16 protein-coding genes and 1 tRNA gene are annotated in these 17,264 nt (G+C 67.2%); 3 read left to right on the top strand and 14 right to left on the bottom strand.

The genetic code is table 11. The annotated features are described in order from the left end of the window. Nucleotides 1-8: 8 nt before the first annotated feature. Entirely contained in the window at nucleotides 9-815 is an 807-nt protein-coding gene (locus ACYP5B_RS29300) for a 5'-3' exonuclease (RefSeq protein ID WP_318236306.1), read from the bottom strand. A 157-nt stretch (nucleotides 816-972) separates the two neighbouring features. Between ACYP5B_RS29300 and ACYP5B_RS29295 the strand changes: the two genes are divergently transcribed. Then, nucleotides 973-1,212, top strand: a complete 240-nt coding sequence (locus ACYP5B_RS29295) for a hypothetical protein (RefSeq protein WP_318236307.1) — start codon at nucleotides 973-975, stop codon at nucleotides 1,210-1,212. Between the two features lie 290 nt (nucleotides 1,213-1,502). After that, nucleotides 1,503-1,578, top strand: a tRNA-Met gene (locus ACYP5B_RS29290). 73 nt (nucleotides 1,579-1,651) lie between these two features. Here the strand turns inward: ACYP5B_RS29290 and ACYP5B_RS29285 are convergent. The 8 genes from ACYP5B_RS29285 to ACYP5B_RS29250 all read right to left on the bottom strand — a co-directional run bounded on the left by ACYP5B_RS29285 (nucleotide 1,652) and on the right by ACYP5B_RS29250 (nucleotide 11,010). After that, complete coding sequence (locus ACYP5B_RS29285; protein WP_400092363.1) at nucleotides 1,652-3,121, bottom strand: aldehyde dehydrogenase family protein; 1,470 nt, start codon at nucleotides 3,119-3,121, stop codon at nucleotides 1,652-1,654. Nucleotides 3,122-3,149: 28 nt separating this feature from the next. Continuing rightward, nucleotides 3,150-4,148 carry a Bug family tripartite tricarboxylate transporter substrate binding protein gene (locus ACYP5B_RS29280; protein ID WP_400092364.1) on the bottom strand — a complete coding sequence of 333 codons (999 nt, stop codon included), beginning with the start codon at nucleotides 4,146-4,148 and terminating at the stop codon, nucleotides 3,150-3,152. Continuing rightward, a complete protein-coding gene (locus ACYP5B_RS29275; RefSeq protein WP_459571990.1) occupies nucleotides 4,145-4,975 on the bottom strand; it encodes a class II aldolase/adducin family protein in 831 nt (276 codons plus the stop codon). Before ACYP5B_RS29275 ends, ACYP5B_RS29280 begins: the two co-directional genes overlap by 4 nt. Before the next feature lie 29 nt (nucleotides 4,976-5,004). Continuing rightward, nucleotides 5,005-6,105: a porin gene (locus ACYP5B_RS29270; RefSeq protein WP_400092411.1), complete on the bottom strand. Its 1,101-nt coding sequence runs from the start codon at nucleotides 6,103-6,105 to the stop codon at nucleotides 5,005-5,007. 61 nt (nucleotides 6,106-6,166) lie between these two features. After that, nucleotides 6,167-7,480: an MFS transporter gene (locus ACYP5B_RS29265; protein WP_400092367.1), complete on the bottom strand. Its 1,314-nt coding sequence runs from the start codon at nucleotides 7,478-7,480 to the stop codon at nucleotides 6,167-6,169. Between the two features lie 109 nt (nucleotides 7,481-7,589). Then, the gene (locus ACYP5B_RS29260) at nucleotides 7,590-8,438 is read right to left on the bottom strand and encodes a VOC family protein (RefSeq protein ID WP_459571989.1); all 849 of its coding nucleotides are present in this window, start codon (nucleotides 8,436-8,438) and stop codon (nucleotides 7,590-7,592) included. A gap of 13 nt (nucleotides 8,439-8,451) precedes the next feature. Beyond that, nucleotides 8,452-10,131 (bottom strand): bifunctional 3-(3-hydroxy-phenyl)propionate/3-hydroxycinnamic acid hydroxylase, encoded by a 1,680-nt coding sequence (locus ACYP5B_RS29255; RefSeq protein WP_400092370.1) that lies wholly within the window; start codon nucleotides 10,129-10,131, stop codon nucleotides 8,452-8,454. 30 nt (nucleotides 10,132-10,161) lie between these two features. Then, entirely contained in the window at nucleotides 10,162-11,010 is an 849-nt protein-coding gene (locus ACYP5B_RS29250; protein ID WP_400092372.1) for a fumarylacetoacetate hydrolase family protein, read from the bottom strand. 192 nt (nucleotides 11,011-11,202) lie between these two features. Between ACYP5B_RS29250 and ACYP5B_RS29245 the strand changes: the two genes are divergently transcribed. Continuing rightward, nucleotides 11,203-11,985, top strand: coding sequence for an IclR family transcriptional regulator (locus ACYP5B_RS29245; RefSeq protein ID WP_400092374.1), 783 nt, complete (start codon nucleotides 11,203-11,205; stop codon nucleotides 11,983-11,985). 104 nt (nucleotides 11,986-12,089) lie between these two features. Here ACYP5B_RS29245 and ACYP5B_RS29240 read toward each other — a convergent pair whose 3' ends face one another. The 5 genes from ACYP5B_RS29240 to ACYP5B_RS29220 are packed head-to-tail and all read right to left on the bottom strand — an operon-like array spanning nucleotide 12,090 to nucleotide 17,144. Continuing rightward, nucleotides 12,090-13,070, bottom strand: a complete 981-nt coding sequence (locus tag ACYP5B_RS29240) for a tripartite tricarboxylate transporter substrate binding protein (protein ID WP_400092375.1) — start codon at nucleotides 13,068-13,070, stop codon at nucleotides 12,090-12,092. Between the two features lie 60 nt (nucleotides 13,071-13,130). Then, a complete protein-coding gene (locus ACYP5B_RS29235) occupies nucleotides 13,131-14,192 on the bottom strand; it encodes a cyclase family protein (protein ID WP_318236317.1) in 1,062 nt (353 codons plus the stop codon). Next, nucleotides 14,189-15,127 (bottom strand): SMP-30/gluconolactonase/LRE family protein, encoded by a 939-nt coding sequence (locus ACYP5B_RS29230; RefSeq protein ID WP_459571988.1) that lies wholly within the window; start codon nucleotides 15,125-15,127, stop codon nucleotides 14,189-14,191. The genes ACYP5B_RS29235 and ACYP5B_RS29230 overlap by 4 nt, the downstream gene beginning before the upstream one ends. Before the next feature lie 36 nt (nucleotides 15,128-15,163). Further along, nucleotides 15,164-16,159: a Bug family tripartite tricarboxylate transporter substrate binding protein gene (locus ACYP5B_RS29225; protein ID WP_459571987.1), complete on the bottom strand. Its 996-nt coding sequence runs from the start codon at nucleotides 16,157-16,159 to the stop codon at nucleotides 15,164-15,166. 1 nt (nucleotide 16,160) lies between these two features. After that, entirely contained in the window at nucleotides 16,161-17,144 is a 984-nt protein-coding gene (locus ACYP5B_RS29220; RefSeq protein WP_400092380.1) for a Bug family tripartite tricarboxylate transporter substrate binding protein, read from the bottom strand. Nucleotides 17,145-17,264: the final 120 nt, after the last annotated feature.

Below are 17,264 nucleotides of genomic sequence, written 5' to 3'. Positions count from 1 at the left end.
TCAGACCGCTACTCAGCCGCTTCACCCACGCGCAGCATGTTCCACGTCAGGCCAAGCTGGGCATCGGTCTTCAACGAGAGCAGCTGGCGGGAGAGCCGGGCGAGATGCGCCTGTTCCGCCAGGTTCTTGCCAACCACGCCTTTTTCCTCGGCGGCGTTGGCAAGCACGCCTTCCAGGTCGCCATAGCGCTGCAGCAGCTTGGCAGCGGTCTTGGCCCCGACCTTCTCGACACCGGGGATATCGTCCGTGCTATCCCCCAGCAGGGCCAGATAGTCGGCAAGCTGGTGGCTGCCCACGCCGAACTTGTCCATGACGTAGCTTTCATCGAACCAGGACGGCTCCCCGTTCTTCGCGGTGGCAAAGTGGTTGCGCACGATGGCGCCGTCGGCGATGAGCTGCAGCACGTCCTTGTCCGTGCTCACCGGGATCACCTGCCCCTCCTTGCTCGCGGTCCAGCGATAGAAAGCCGTGGCGATGATGTCGTCGGCCTCGTAGCCGTCGATCATGGCGGTCTGCAGTCCCAGCACTTCCGTCAGCGTCAGCCGGAAATCGGGCAAGACCTCCGCCAGCTCCGGATCCATGGGCTTGCGGTGCTGGCGGTACTGGGGATACAGATCGTGCCGCCAGGTCTTGCCGCCGGTGTCGAACGCCGCCAGCGCGTGCGTCGGCTTGCACTCGGTCAAGGCACGGCGGAACGAGGCCAGCGCCGAGAGTACGGCGCCTTCGACCTTGGCCGGAATGTCCTCGGCCGGGTTGGCTTCGTAGACCCGGCGCAGGATGTTCAGGCCGTCGATGAGCAGTAGTGTGTGCTTCATTGTTCTTGCGATTCTTGCGATGCGTGCAGTCAGACCCTCTATTTTGACGTGCGACGCCCGTCGCGCAACCTTTTCGGGCAGGCGACTCAGCAAGAATGCGGGGTTGCGCCGGCGGTCCACCTCGTCTAGTCTGAGCAGACTCAACCTACGCCCGGAAATGAACAACATTCACGACACTCGCCAGGCAGTAATCGACGCCCTGCAAAAGACAGGTACCCCGATGGATGCATATCAGGTCGCAAAGGCCACGGGCGTCAGCCCGATCCAGGCAGCGCGGACACTCACGAAGCTCGCCGCAAAAGGCCTCGTGCAGACCGACACCCAGCTTGGCGCCGAGGCCGACCTGTCCGCGCAGTTCCGCCTGGCTCCGGCGCCGAAGGATGCCGCCGGGGGGTAAAAGCGGAGGTTGTTGCTGGCTGGCCGGCGCCGGGATCCGGTTCATGTGCGCCGGCGATCTCACGGGCAATCGCGTCCGATGATGCTGTGCGTGCGGCGAATGTGCGGCGAAGTGCGGCGAATGCGTGGCTTGATGACGTTATCGGCCACCGGCCAGAGGTGTGGCAAAGCGCGGATGCCGTGCTGATTCTTGCAGCAACTGCACTGATTCTGGCAATCTGCCGAGACCATTTCGGCAAATAATCCCAATCAGGACTATCCATGAGGCGCCAACCCGCGTATATTTCGCCCCGCGGGGTGGAGCAGTTGGCAGCTCGTCGGGCTCATAACCCGAAGGTCGCAGGTTCAAGTCCTGCCCCCGCAACCAGATTCTAAAAAGCCCGTACGGTATACGCCGCACGGGCTTTTTGCATTCCGGGGACAGGCCTTGCGCGCAACCCTTATGCGAAACCGAACGGCCCGACCAGGTTGATCGCCTTGGTCTCGGTGTAGCTCAGCATCTCCTCGATCCCCTCCTCCCGGCCCACGCCCGAGTTCCGGTAGCCGCCGTAGGGCACGCCCTTGTAGTGCGCACCGACGCCGTTGACCCAGATGTAGCCGGTACGCAGCCGGGTGGCCGTGGCCAGCGCCGCCTGGATGTCGCGGGTCCAGATGGAGGCGGTCAGGCCGTATTCCACGCCATTGGCGATGCGCAGCGCTTCGTCCGGCGTGGACCAGCGCATGATGGACAAGATGGGGCCGAACACTTCCTCCTGGGCGATACGCATGTGCGGCAGCACGTCGGCGAACACGGTCGGCTCGATCCAGTAGCCGCGGGCGAAGGATTCGCCTGCGGGCCGCTCTGCGCCAGTGACCAGCGTGGCGCCGTCGCGCTTGGCGATTTCCACGTAGTCGCAGACGCGCTGGTACTGCGCCCTGGAATTGATCGGGCCCATGTCCGATTGCATCGATCGGGGATCGCCCAGCCGGATGCGCGCCACGCGCTCGGCCACGCCTTCGACGAATTCGTCGTAGATGCTGTCGTGCACCAGCAGGCGGCTGGTGGAGCCGCAGGACTGGCCTTGCCACAGGAAATTCATGCCACGCACCGCGGCGTCCTTGGCGGCTTCGAGGTCGGCATCGGGAAAGACGATCAGCGGGTTCTTGCCGCCCAGCTCCAGCGAGATATGCTTCACGCAGACATCGGCCGCGCTCTTCTGGATCTGCCGGCCGGTGTTGGGCGAGCCGATAAAGGCGATGCGCTTGATCCTGGGGTTGCGCGCGATGGCGTCGCCCGCGTCCTTGCCCAGGCCGGTGACGATGTTCATCACGCCGGGCGGCAGCACGTCCTTGCAGATCTCGGCCAGCATGGTGGCCGACAGCGAACTGGTCTCGGGCGGCTTGACCACCAGCGCGTTGCCGGCGATCAGGGCGGCCGCGGTGCGCGCGGCAGCGAACAGGATGGGATGGTTGAACGGCACGATCCGCCCCACCACGCCGTAAGGCTCGCGCACCGTGAAATGCAGCGAGTCGGCGGTGGCGGGAATGGTCTCGCCCTTGAGCTCATAGCCCAGTCCGGCATAAAAGTTCAGCCCCCACGCGGCGGCGGCGACGTCGTCCTTGAGCGCCGTGACCGTATTGCCGGTATCGGCCACTTCCACGGCCAGCACCGCCTCGGCCGCCTCGGTCAGCCGCCGGGCCACCTCGCGCATCCGTTCAGCGCGGCCCTCGATGCCCAGTGCCTGCCAGGCGGGATAGGCGCGCTCGGCGGCTGCCGCCGCGCGCTCCACATCCTCGGCATTGCCAGCCGGGATATGCCCGATGATCTCTTCCGTCGCCGGGTTGACGCTGGGCAGCCATTGCCCGCCGGCGCTCCCGGTGAGCTCGCCGTCGATCAGCATCCGGCGCTTGTTGTGGTCGTTCAACTGCATGGTGGACTCTCCTGCGTGGCGATGACTGCTATTCAAGGTGGATGCCGTTGCGGCGGATGAACGATGCCCACTGCTCGCGCTCCTTCGTCAGGCTGCCGCGAAACGCATCGGGGGTGTCGAACACCGGCACCAGCGCGTGCGCCTCGAGCGCGCTCGCCAGCTCCGCCGTCCTCATCGCCTGCGCGACTTCCTCGCTCAGCTTGCGGACCACGGCCGGTGGCACGCCGGTGGGCGCAAACAGGCTGAACGAGGTCCAGACCTGCACGCCCTTGAGCCCGGCCTCGGCCAATGACGGCACGTTGGGCAGCAGCCGGGTCTTGTCGTTGACCGCGAGGGCGACAAGCTTGCCGGACTGGATAAACGGCTGCACGGAACTCAGGTCGGTGAACATGAATTTCAGGCGGCCGCTGAGCAGGTCCTGGTAGGCCGGGCTCACGCCCTTGTAGGGCACATGCAGGAAGCGGGCGCCGGACGCTTCCTCGACCATGCGCACGCCCAGGTAAGGCGGGCTGCCCTCGCCCGCAGAGCCATAGGGCAGCTCGCCGGGCTTTTGCTTGCCAAGCCGGATCAGGTCGGCAAACGAGGCGATGCCCGCGTTGGGCGTGGCCACCAGCACCATCGGCGCCATCACGCCGCGCGCGATCGGCACCAGGTCCCGCTCCACATCGAACGGCAGCTTGCTGTACAGCGCCGGGCTGATGGCCACAGCCGCGTTGGCCGTGATCAGGAAGGTGTAGCCGTCCGGCGTGGCGCGCGCGGCGGACTGCGTGCCGACGTTGCCGCTGGCGCCCGGCCGGTTCTCCACGACGAAGGACTGCTTCATCGATTTCGACAAGCTGGTGGCCAGCAGGCGGGCGTAGACATCGGTGCCCCCGCCAGCCGCCGACGGCACGATCAGCTTGACCGGACGGGACGGCCATTCGTCCTTGGCGTGCGCGGGTTGTGTGAGCGCGGCGGCGCTGGCAGCCAGTGCCAGCGCGAGCCCTGCGCAAGCGCGCAGGCGGGATAGTAGATGCGTTGCGATCATCGGGTGTCTCCTCGTGTTCCTGTCAGTGAAGTTGGCGAGCCGCACCAGGCGGTGGGCGTCTGCCGGGCAAGGCGTTTCCACAGGTCCCATGCCCGGTTGACCTGCTTCGCGTTGGTGGCCTCGGCGGCGAGCCCTTCCTCGTCGGTGAGGTATTCGATGTCGCCCAGGCGGCGTGCCTCCAGCACCAGGCGCGCGTTCTTCTCGGTGTAGATGGCGCAGTACACGGCCTGCCTGAGCGAGTCGGCGGCTACCGTTGCGCCATGTCCGCGCATCAGCACCACGTCTGCCGTGCCCAGCCTGGCGGCCAGCGCCTGGCCCAGGGCAGCGTCGCGGATCAGCAGGTCCGAGCCCGGGCCGGCAGAGTCGCGGATCTCGAACACCGGCGCGCCGCGCGCGAGGAAGCCGCTCATATGGCAGATCGGGCGCAGCGTCACGTTCCTGGCCACGCCGAACGGGATCACCGCCGGGGAGTGGCTGTGCACGACCGCCATCACATCCGGCCTGGCGCGATAGATGGCGCTGTGGATGAAGCGCTCGAGAAAGACGGCCGGAGGCTGGCCATCGATGGTGTTCCCGGCGGCATCGGCGACCGGGTTGCCGTCGAGATCGAAGGCGAACACGTCGGCGGCAGCGACCAGCGCGGGCGCCATGCTGCGTGAAAGCAGGAAGCGGCCCGGGTCATCGGCGCAGCGCATGCTGACGTGGCCGAAGGCGTCCAGCACGCCCTCATGGAAGAGGATATGGTTCGCGTCCACCAGGTCCTGCAGGGCATCCGGGGCATCCGGGGCATTCAGGACATCCGGTGCAGCGGAAATTGAATTGGCCAAGGCTGTCTCCTTGTCGATCGGGAGCGGGTTCAGAAGATGTGCTTGATGCCCAGCATGGCGCCGAGCTGGTTGCCGCCGGGCGCGGCATTGGCGCCGGCGGCGCCGGAGCTGACCGATAGCGCCAGATTGCCGCGGTTGTCGATAAAGCCTGCCGTGCCGTAGACCGAAGTGCGCCGGCTGAAGGCATAGGTGGCGCGTGCCGCGTAGAGCCAGGCCTTGTTGGGGCTGTTGTGATAGCGCAGCAGGAACACTTCGCCGTCCACGCTGAAGGCGGGCGTGATGGCATAGGAGGCACCGCCAAACCACAGGTCGCTGCGCGGGGTGGGGCTGCCGTCGTTGTCGCGCCGGATCACGCCGCCGCCGAGCTTGGCCTTGCCAACGTTGGCGTAGGCGTTGAGCGCCAGCCGGTCGTCCTTCAGCCCGCTGTTGGCCAGGCCGGCCGCCGCGCCCTGCCCGCCGCGCAGCGAATCGTAGGCTGCGCTGACGCCCCAGGCGCCGGTGTCGTACTTGAGCAGCGCGGACCATTCCCGGCACGCGCGGTGGTCGGCAGGGTTCTCGCCCGCGCATTGGGTGGCGGCGGGCCCGGAGCCGGTGACCGCGGTGTCGCGGCCCAGGCTGTAGGTGGCACCGAGCGTCACCGGCCCGAAGGTGCCCTTGTATGACACGGCGTTGTCGGCGCGGGCACTGGGCAGGTAGCTATCCATCGACGACGAGCCAAAGGTATTGGGCCCGAGCATGTCCGGCTCCAGCATCGACCAGAACAACATGGTGTACTGCCGCCCGAACGCCACCTGCCCCCAACCGCCGGACAGCCCCACCAGCGCCTGGCGCCCGAACAGCCGGCCGCCCTGGTTGGAGGTGCCGGTGTCCGCCCCGAAGCCCGATTCGAGCACGAAGATGCTCTTCAGCCCGCCACCGAGGTCCTCGCTGCCACGAAGGCCCCAGCGCGAGGGCACGCTGCCGGCCAGCCCCGGCATGCGGACCACGCTGTCCTTGGCGGTGCCCACGTTCGAGACGTACTCGATGCCGGTATCGACCACGCCGTACAGCGTCACCGACTGCGCCGCCGCCATGGACGGCAGTCCTGCCAGTAAGGTTAGTAGTGCGATGGCCGCCGATTTGCTCGCCATCCGATGCTTCTTGCTCATCTTGTCTCCCCTTTCGTTCTTTGCTTTCTCGTTTTTTTCCACTTCAAGCGCGGGTCTTGCGGTTGACCGCCACTGCGGTCGCGGCGATCAGCGCCGGCACGATGCCGGCCATGAAGATGTGGCTCACATCCCATTGCAGGCCCAGCATCACCCCGCCCAGCAGCGGGCCGCAGATGGAGCCGATGCGGCCAATGCCGACTGCGCAGCCAACGCCGGAAGCCCGCATGTGCGTGGGATAGATCTCGGCGGCCAGCGCATTGAAGCCGGCCTGCGCGCCCTGCACCGCCACGCCCATCAGCAAGCTGACCGCCGCCACCGCGGCGAAACTGGCGGACCAGCTCGCCAGCACCACGGCGAGCGCGGCATAGCCCAGCAATTCGCACAGCAGCACGCGGCGCGCGCCGAAGCGGTTCATCAGCGGGCCCTGGGCAATGGAGCCGGCAACGCCGCCGAAACTGAACAGCGAAATCGCCGTGATGCCCACCGTGACGGGATGCTGCGCGCCGATCAGCACGGCCGGCATCCAGCTGACGATGAAGTACAGCACCACCAGGTTCATGAAATAGGGAATCCACAGCAGCACGGTGTCGATGGCGCGCCCGCCGGTGAACAGCTCGCGCACGGGCACGCCCTTGCGCTGCGCCACCGGCGCGCGGTATACCTGCGCCGCGCCCAGATCCGGCGCAATGCGCCGCATGATGGCGGCCAGCTTTCTCGGGTCGCCGCCACGGGCAATCAGGAAGCGCGCGGATTCCGGCATGAAGGCGCAGGCCAGCAAAGCCACGGCAAGCGGCAGGATGCCGCCGACGATAAAGACCGAATGCCAGCCGTGCGCCGGCAGCAAGGCCGAGCTGACCAGCCCGCCCAGCACCGCGCCAAGCGGCATGCCGCACATCAGCGTGGCCACCGTAGTACGGGCGTGCTGCTTGGGCGCATATTCGGACGCCAGCGAGATTGCGTTGGGCAGCGCGCCGCCCAGGCCGACGCCGGTCAACAGGCGCAGGACCAGGAGCTGATCGAAGCTGGTGGCATAGGCGGTTGCCAGCGACAGGCTGCCGAACAGGATCGACGACAGCACGATCATTGTCTTGCGGCCGTAGCGGTCCGCCAGCGGCCCCAGCACGACGGCGCCCATCAGCATGCCGACCAGGCCGGCGCTGAAGATGGGACCGAAGGACTTGATGGGGATGCCCAGCTCCTTCGACATGGCCGGGGCAAGCATGCCGATGGTCTGGGTGTCGAAGCCATCGAGCACGGCGACCAGGATGCACATGGCGATTGCCCAGCATTGCAGGCGGCCCAGCGGGCGGCTGTCTATCACTTCATGGACGAAGAGCGAGGGGGATGAGGTAGTCATGCTTTGTCTCCGTGCGCGGGAAGCGTCCCGTCGCTATGTCTGGTGGTGCGCGGCGCCGCCCCTCGTGCATGGCGAGGAGCGTGGCGCCCGTGGCGGATTCGTAGCCGGGCTACGTGCGGATCCAGCCACGCCCCCAGGAATTGAGCGTGTATTCCTCGTGCGGCCATACGCCCGGCAGCTTGGCGGGCTCGACCTGCTCCAGCTCCGCCGACAGCTCCACGCGGTTGCCGTCGGGATCGGTCACCATGAAGAACAGGTTGTTGCCCGGGCCGTGGCGCCCCGGGCCGAAGAAGATCGAGCGCCGCGCGCGCGCGAAGCGGTCGCCCCAGTCCCGGATATCGTTCCAGCATTGCGTCTCGTAGCAATGGTGGTCCCACGCATTGCTGGAGCCGCGAAAGAACGCGAGGGTGTGGTGCTCGTCGTCGGAGCGCAGGAAGCAGGTCATGACCTTGCCGGTCTCGTCAACCACATCGTCGGAGACGGCAAACCCGATCCGCTTCACGTAAAAATCCAGCACCGCTTCCAGCTCGGTGGTCTGGAACACCGTGTGCTGCACGCGCGCCGCCATGCGGTCGGCCGAACGCGGCTGCCGCGCCACGCCCAGGATCAGTTGCCGGCCCTGCGGGTCGCGCACGGCGAAGGCGTCGTCGTGGAAGAAGGCGCCGGCAGCGGCGGGCGCCGCTGCGGCCAGGTCGTCCAGCCGTGCCCGCAGGCGGGACAGTGCCTCATGGTCGCGCGCCGCGTAGGCGGCCGCGGCGAGCTCACCTGGCTTGCCGTCGTGGATGACCAGTGCGCGCTCGCCGGCCGCCAGCACGATGGCCTGGCCTTGGTGGCCCACCCGCTTGAGCTCGAACAGGTCTTCGTAGAAAGCGGCCAGCGCCTCGGGCTTGTCGCTGGTGACATGCAGGTGGTGCAGGGACAGCGGCGTATCGGTCTGCAGGGTGATCGGGGTGGTCATCGGTTCTCTCCGGTCATTCGGTGCCCAGCACCGCGGCGGCGCCCATGGCGGTGGCGGGTGATGGGCATGCCGCGGCGTCTTGCCCGGCATCGATGCGGCGGGTAAAGCGGGAGGCCAGTGCCTCGGTCTGCGACGGCGTGCAGATCGCAGCGAGATAGCGGTCGGGACGCACCAGCATCAGCCGCCCCCGCATCGCGCTGAAGCTCGCCGGCCATTGCTGCGCGGGCAGGCACACCACCTGGAAGCCATGCCGGCTGGCTTCGCTCGCCAGCGCTGCATCCGGCGTGAGCAATGGCACCAGCAGCACGCGCGCGGCACCCAGCCGGCGCCACAGCGGCTGCGCGGCCACCTGGGCCAGCCCGCCCGCATCCAGGCCAAGCGCGAGCAGCGCGAAGCGGTGGCCCAGCACATCGTCGAGCGGCACCTGCTGGCCTTCCGTGGTGGCGACCTTCGGCTGCGGCAACATGGTGCCGACCAGGTTCGCGGTATCGGGCTGCATGACTTCAAGCAAGCCGGTATGGAAGCGCGGCTTGGGCTTGAACTTCATCTTGAGGAAGTAATCGCGCACCGGCGGCACCAGCGCGGTGGCGCGGAAGAACGCGGCCCAGGCCCAGCCCTGCAGCCGGCTGGCCGGCGCCATCACCATGCCGAGGTTGAGCGCCAGGCGGATCAGCGCCCACGCGTGGTCGCGCCGCTCGGCTTCGTAGCTGTCCAGCGTCGCCGGACCCATCGTTGCGCGCAGCACCGCGGCGAGCTTCCAGCCCAGGTTGTGCGCGTCGCGCACGCCGCTGTTCATGCCCTGCCCTGCGTACGGGGGGGTCAGGTGCGCGGCGTCCCCGGCGAGGAAGATGCGGCCACGGCGCCAGTGATCGGCGACCCGGGCATGAAACGTGTAGACCGTCTTGCGCACTACGTTGGTCTTGCGCTCGCCCCGGAACGGACGCAGCAGCTCGCACACGCGCTCGGGCAGCAGCGTGGCCTCGTCGGTCTCCTCCGGCTTGAGCAGGAACTCGAAACGGCGGGTGCGGTTCGGCCCCGGCACCTCGACCACCGGGCGCTGCGCATCGCAATACGCGCGCGTCTGCCAGAAGGGATCGTCGTCGTCCTCGGTGTCCACCACCAGCCAGCGCGCATTGAACGACGAGCCCACCAACGTGGCGCCGATGCCCTGGCGCACCGAGCTGCGGCCGCCATCGGTGCCCACCATGTACGCGGCCCTCACGGCAATCACGCCCTGCGGGCCACTCACCAGCGCGCTGACGCCGGCGTCGTCCTGCGCGAATTCGTCCAGCGTGTGGCCGAACAAGACCGTGACGCAAGCAAAGCGCCCCAACCCCTCGCGCAGCGTGGCTTCAAACAGCGGCTGGCGAAACGCGTTGCGCTTCGGAAAGCCGTAGTCGGCAGCGGTGGGCTCCACCTTGCCGAAGCAGCGGCCGCCGGGGCGGGTGTAGTAATGCACGCCATAGCCCGCCACCACATTCTTCATGACCGGCTCGATCAGCCCGATCGCCTGCATGGTGCGCAGCGATTCGTCGTCGATCGACACCGCCCGGGGCTCGGCGACGGTGGCCGGCTTGCGGTCGATCAGCACGGTGTCGATGCCGTGCTGGCCAAGGATATTGGCCAGCGTCAGGCCGGTTGGCCCGGCCCCCACCACCAGCACCGCCGTCTGCAGCGTTTGCGTGCTTTTCATGATTGGTCTCCTGTGCGCTACGCGTGTTCGTTACTCGTCGCGGATGGTGTTGCGCAGCACGCCGATGGAGGAGATCTCTACCTCGACCACATCGCCCTCGCGCATCCACAGCGGCGGCTCGCGGAACGCGCCCACGCCGCCCGTGGTGCCGGTGATGATCACGTCGCCCGCGCGCAGTTCGGTAAAGGTCGAGCAATAGGCGATCACATCGCCCACGCTGAAGATCAGGTCGTCGGTGGCGGCCTGCTGCACCACCTCGCCATTGAGGCGGGTGGTCAGCGACAGCCGCGACGGATCGGGGATCTCGTCGGTGGTGACGAGCCAGGGGCCAAAGCCGCCGGTCTGCGGGAAGTTCTTGCCGGGGGTGAACTGGATCGTGTGCTTTTGCCAGTCGCGCACGCTGCCATCGTTGTAGCAGGAGTAACCCGCCACGTAGCCGAGCGCATCGGCAGCCGCCACGTGGCGCGCGGTCTTGCCGATGATCACCGCCAGTTCGCCCTCGAAGTCCAGCTTCGCGGATGCCTTGGGGCGCAGGATCGGCTGCTCGTGGGCGGTCTGCGAGTCGGCAAAGCGGGTGAAGAACATCGGGTACTTCGGCATGTCCCGGCCCGTCTCCTTCACGTGCGAGGCGTAGTTGATGCCCACGCACAGGATTTTGGCCGGGTCCGGGATGAGCGGCAGGAAGCGCACGTCCGCCAGCGGAATCGTCGCCTCGCTTTGCGCCGCGATCGAAGCAATCGCGGGCAGCGCGCCGCGCTCCAGGGCCTCGCGCAGGCTCGCACCCACCGCGCTGCGGTGCGGGCCGAGGTCGATCACGCCGTTGCCGGCAACCACGCCGAAGGATGGTTGGTCGCGATATTCAAAACTGAGCAGCTTCACTGTCGTCTCCAGAAGGTGATGGCTTCGGCACAACTCGTTTGTGCTTGCGGCCGATGAAGACAGTATTGTCATATTTTGCGAAATACGCACGTAACGTTTACCCCAATACGCGTATTTAGCGAATACATAGCTTATGAGCCGGCAAAGTTTGATGCTATGCTTGGCGCACACGAATTCATTCGAGACGCAGCAATGGCGACCGACCGTGCCCTGGGTGTCCTGGGGCTCTTTTCATTGGACAAGCCGATCTGGACCGCGGAAGAAGTCGCGGCACGGCTGGAGGTATCGATCAGCAGCGCCTACCGCTACCTGTCGAACCTGATGGAGATCGGGCTGGTGGCATCCGCGGGCGCGGGGCGCTATGTGCTCGGCCCCGCGATCATCCAGCTGGACCGGCAGATCCAGCTGACCGACCCGATGCTGCAGGTGGCACGACCGGTGATGGACGAGCTGATCGGCTACGCGCCGCCCGGCTCGGTGATGCTGCTATGCCGCGCGTTCGCGGACTCGGTGCTGTGCGTGCACCAGGTGGTGGGGCCAGGCCCGCAATCCGTGGTCAGCTACGAACGCGGCCGCCCCATGATCATGTTCCGGGGCGCCACCTCGCGGATCATCCTGGCTTACCAGCAAACCCGGACCTTGCAGGCGATCTACAACAAGCACGCGGACGAGATCCGCGGCGCGGGCCTGGGCGACGACTGGACAGCGTTCCGCCAGGCACTTAGCCGCCTGCGCCGCGCGGGGCACGCGGTCTCCCACGGCGAAATCGACCAGGGACGCGTCGGCCTGGCCGCGCCCGTGCTCAGCGAGGAAGGGCGCGCCATCGGCAGCCTGAGCTATGTGGTGGCGGAATCCGCCATCGATGCGCGCGGCATTACGCGGCTGACGCATCTGCTGTCGGCCGCGGCCAGCGAGATCGGGACGGCGTTGGTGGCGCAGGGGCCTGCCGAGGGCGTGGGCGAGCGGCAGGCCTAGGATGCCGACGGGCAATCGCTGGTGTCGGCCCGCGACGGCGCATGCCGAGGGTGAAGCAAAAGGGTCAAGGTGGCTATCGGGCCGTGCCCTGCAGCATCTGTCGCCTATTCAGGCTTGATGCTCCCATCCTTGATGACCCGTTCCCATTTTGCCGTCTCGCCGTCGACAAAGCGCTTGAACTCTGCCGGGGTGGAGCCGGCCGGCTCGGCACCGATGGCAAGCAAGCGTTGCCTTGCCTCCGGCGACTGGAGGATCTGCCGCACCAGCGTGCCAAGCCGGTCCACGATCGCCGGCGGCGTGCCGGCGGGCGCGAAGAGCCCATTCCATTCGTAGACCTGGTAGCCTGCCAGGCCGGACTCCGCCACGGTGGGCGTATCAGGCAGCGCGGGAGCACGCCGGGTCCCCGTGGTGGCAAGCACCTTCAGCTTCCGGCCTTTGACGAGGGGATACGAAGCGGCCATGTTGCTGAACATCAGGTCCACCTGGCCGCCCATCAAGTCGCTCAGCGCCGGTGCGCCGCCCTTGTATGGCACGTGCAGCAGGTTCAGCCCGGACTGCTGGCTGAACAGTGCCGCCGCGAGATGCTGGGCGGTCCCCGGCCCCGCGGATGCATAGCTCAGCTTGCCGGGCTTCGCCTTGGCGGCGGCAATCAGGTCCTGGGGCGTGCCGAACGGCGAGTTCGGCGGCACGACGAGAAGGTTCGGCACCAGCACGACGAGTGAAACCGGGGCAAAGTCCTTGCTGGTGTCATACGGCAGCCGGGGCTGCAGGCTGGGATTGACGGAGTGGGCGGTGGCGTCGAGCAGCAGCGTGTAGCCGTCGGCCGCCGCCTTCGCTACCGCGCCCGCGCCGATGACGCCGCTGGCGCCCGGGCGATTGTCGACCACCACCGTCTGCCCGAGCTTCGCGCCAAGCGGAGCAGCCAGGATCCGCGCCACGGTGTCTGCCGCGCCGCCGGCGGGGTAAGGCACCACCAGGCGAATGGGATGGTCCGGATAGCCAGCGGCTTTTGCGTCGGCGGTGACCAAAGCCCCGACCCAGGGCAGGACCGCCAGCAGCCCCTTGACGACAAGCTTCTTGTGCATGACTTCGACTCCGTCCATCTCTCGCTGTTTTGAATGTCTTCGGTTCGAGCAAGGCGCCGGCTAGACCGTGGCGACAGGAGTTGCCGGCGAGCCAACCGCGCCGGGCAGGCGCAGCGGCGGCGCGGTCAGCAGGAAGCGGCTGCGCCCGTGCGCGCGCAGCCAGCGCGCCAGCGGCGTCAGGTACCACAGCTCGCCCAGATGGATCCCGTTCTTGAACAGGCAATGCGCGTGCAGCGGCAGGCGCGGCCCGCGGATCGGCGACGGCGTCAACGGCTTCGGCACCACCAGTTCCACCGCCGGGTTGTCGGCCAGGAGGCAAGCCAGCCGGGTGTCGACGATCCAGTTCAGCAGTTTGCCGTCGTAGCCATCGAGACCGGTGCCGCTGTCATGCAGACGCTTGACGTCCGGGTTGCCGTTCATCGCCAGCAGCATGTCGGCAAAGCCGGTGTGGATGCAGACCATGTCGCCGGCTTCCACCTGAACGTTGTCGGCCTCGAGGATGCGCATCAGCTCGTCGTATCCGACAGCATGGCGCTTGCGGCCGACATGGTGTTCGAGGTCCAGCATCACGCCGCGGCCTTGCGCCCCGTGCTCCGCCAGCACGGCGATGCTGAGCGCTTGCGCCACCGGATCCTGGTAGCGCGCCCAGGGCTCGGTGCCGCTGACTTCATGTCCGGGCCGGATGTGCTCTCCTGCCTTGAAGCCGTTGTAGAAGACCGCCTCCGGCACGCCGTCGCCATCGGCATCGAAGTGGCCGCCAACGTGCGCGAGGCTGTCCCACTGCGTGGAATACTGCAAACTCATGAGCACCACGTCATCATTGACCACGTCGGTGATATCCGGGTCCTCGGACGCGTACGACCAGCAAAAGCCCTGCTGCCCTGCGCTCTTGCCGTCACGCAGGACGGAGAAGCGGCGCGGCGGCTGCCGGCGCGGATTCATCGCCGAGCCGCCCGGCAGGTCCAGCGGCAGGGACAGACAAAACGTCATTCCTTCCTTCACTTCGGCGATGCCTTGCAGCACCTTGGCCTTGTCCACCAGGTTCATCCGGCCGCGCTGGTCATCCTCTCCGAACTCGCCCCAGTGGCTACCCTCCGGGCTGTGCTTCCAGCGTCGCGTCATGCCTCGTCTCCCGTCGCGTTCCTGCGTGGGCCGACCGGCAGGCCCGCCACATCCATCTCGATACGCAGGATCTCGCCCGCCGTGGAGTCCGTCACGAACAGCGTCTTGCCGGCCGCGCCGCCGAAGGCGAGATTGGTCAGCGAATGCCCTGCGGGGCCGCGCAGCACCTGCACCGGCTCGGCGCGGTGGTTCAGCACCCAGACGTAGCCAAGCCCAGGGTTGGCCACCAGCAACCGGCCGGAGGCATCCATGGCCAGCCCGTCCGGGCCACTCGGGCCATACGACGTAAAGAACTGCCCCGTCTTGGATACGCCACCATCAGCAAGGATCGGCATGCGCCAGACGCAGTTGCCACGGGTCACGGCCACGAACAGGAATTTCTCATCGGGGGACAGCACGATGCCGTTGGGGCTGGGCACATTGGACAGCAGCAGCTCCAGCCGGCCAGCGGCGCTCAGGCGATAGACGCGGCCCGTGGGATCGTGCAGGCCGGTCTGCCCCTGGTCGGTGAAGTAGATGTTCCCTTGCGTATCGATGGTGAGGTCGTTGACTCCCTTGAAGCTCTCGGTATTGCGGCGATCCAGGTAGGGCGTGGCGCTGCCGCTGCGCACGTCGACGCGCATCAGGCCATTGCGGTAGTCCGTTACCAGCAGCTCGTGCGCGTTGAGGAACTTCATGCCATTGGGCTCGCCATCCCACTGCGCCGCCAGTTCCCAGTCGCCCTGGGGATCGATGCGAAAGACACGGCCGTAGGGGATGTCAGTGACATAGAGATTGCCGGCGCCGTCGAACACCGGCCCCTCCAGGAAGGCATCGATCTCGCGCCCGCCCTGGTTGGCGTCGGCCCAGGCCGTGCGCCTGGGCTGGCGGTATTTCGCCGGCATGTGGGTAAAAAGGTCCAGCTCACGGACTTCCGGGGCACTTAGCAGGAACATGTCAATGGCGCGGTGCGCGATGAGGTTGTGGCGAATTCAATCGGCTTTCAGCCCAAGCTCCTGGGCGATCTGGCTATAGGTGGCGACTTCACGGCGGATCTGGCGGGCGAATCCCTCGCCGCACAGTGCCTTGGGTTCCAGCCCGAGTGCGCGCAGCTTATCCGTCGTGCCGGGCGCGGCCAGATAGGCTTGGACCTCGCGCTCCAGCATGCGCACGTGTGCGTCCGGCATGCTTGCCGGCGCCAGGACGCCGTACCATGCGTCGGCGGCATAGCCCTTCACGCCGGCCTGCTCGAAGGTGGGCACCTCCGGCAGCTGCGCGGAGCGTGTGGGACTGGCGATCGCCAATGCCGTGAGCTTGCCCGCCTTGATCTGCGGCAAGACGGAGCCTAGCGACGCGAACGAAGCATCGACCTGCCCCGCCATCAGGTCGTTGACCACCTGCGCCACCCCCTTGTATGGGACGCCGGTCATCCGTATGCCTGATTCGCGCGCAAATAGCTCGCTGGCGAAGTGCACCGAGCTGCCGACGCCAGGGGTGCCATAGGTGACCGAAAACGGCTTTGCCCTGGCCTTCTGCATGAACTCGCCCAACGTCCTGACCTGCAGCGAAGGCCCGACCACCAGCACCGTTGGCGCGGCGGCGACCAGGCAGACTGGCTTGAAGGAGTTGATCGCGTCGAACTTGACGCGGGCGCTGTAGAGCGCCGGGATCATGGCATGGTTGGTGGCCGCCATCAGCAGCGTGTGGCCGTCCGTGGCATTGGCTACGGCTTCCGCTGCGATGATGGTGTTGGCCCCGGGCTTGTTGTCCACCACCATCGGCTGCCCCAGCCCTTTGCCCGCCTGCGCGGCGAAACCGCGCGCCACCAGATCGGTCGGGCCACCGGCGGAAAAACCGACCACCAGCCGCAGCGGCCTGGCCGGCCATGCCTGCGCGCCAACCCCGGATGGCAATGCCAGGGCGCCCACGGCCAGTAGCAGGCCGCATGCCGGGATGCAACGCCGGATTGATATCAGTCGTAGCGTCATGTCATTGCTTTTCAAACGCGGTGTTGGCCGCCACCTTGCCCCAGAAGGCCGTGCGCTCGGCAAGCTGCCTGGAGAATGCGCTGGCATTCCAATAGCCGGGATCCGCGCCAATGCCTTCGGCAAAAGTCTTCATGTCCGGGGAGGCCATGGCAGCGGCCACTTCCTTTTGCAGCCGCTCCAGCACCTTCGGCGGCGTGCCCTTGGGCGCCCACAGTCCGGTGAAGTTGACTACACCATAGCCCTTGACCCCGGCCTCGGCAAAGGTCGGCACATCGGGTAGCGCGGCAAGGCGCTTGTCGCCGCTCACCGCCAGCAGGCGCAGGCTCCCGCCCTTGACCTGCCCGATGACGCCTGGGGTTGAAGCGATCTGGTAGTCCACCGTGCCGCCGAGCAGCGCCAGCGTGGCCTCGCCCGCGCCCTTGAACGGCACGTGCATGAAGTGCGCGTTGGTGGCCACGCCCAGGGCCTCGCTGGCGAAATGCGGCGTGGTGCCGGCACCGCCGGAGCCATAGCTCACCTTGCCGTCGCCCGCGCGCGCGGCGGCGATCAGGTCGCTCATGGTCCTGTATCTGGCGTCGGCCTTGACCGCCACGGCCATCGGCGCGAACACGAAGGCGGCCACTGGCTGCAAATCGCTGGCGTAGTCGAACGGCAGCTTCTTGAAGATGTGCGGCAGCAGCGAGTACGTGGTGTCGTTGGCGAGCAGCGTGTAGCCGTCGGCTGGGGCGCGGGCGACTTGCGTGGTGCCGATGGTGCCGGTGGCGCCGGCCTTGTTCTCGACGACGAAGCTCTGGCCAGTCTGCTGGGTCAGGCGTTGGGCCATTTTGCGGGTGACGGCGTCTACGGCGCCGCCTGGAGGGTAAGGGACTACGATCCTGACGGGCTTGTCGGGCCAGGTTTGCGCGTGGGCGGATAGGGCGATGAAGGCGATCGCGCCCAGCGCGCAGCGGCGCAGTGCCGCGACGCGGTTCGATTTGGCTTGCATGGTTGTCTCCTGCTTTGTACTTTTGGGAAATCGGGAGCGACAGCCGTCGTTATAGCGCGACTTTGGCCTATCCGTCGGCTCCGTTCAATGCCGCCGGTCTGCTCCCCTCTCCCACTTGTG

Source organism: Cupriavidus sp. 8B, assembly GCF_054589115.1.
The sequence above is the reverse complement of the archived record's forward strand: the minus strand, read 5'-3'. Positions and strand labels throughout refer to the sequence as shown.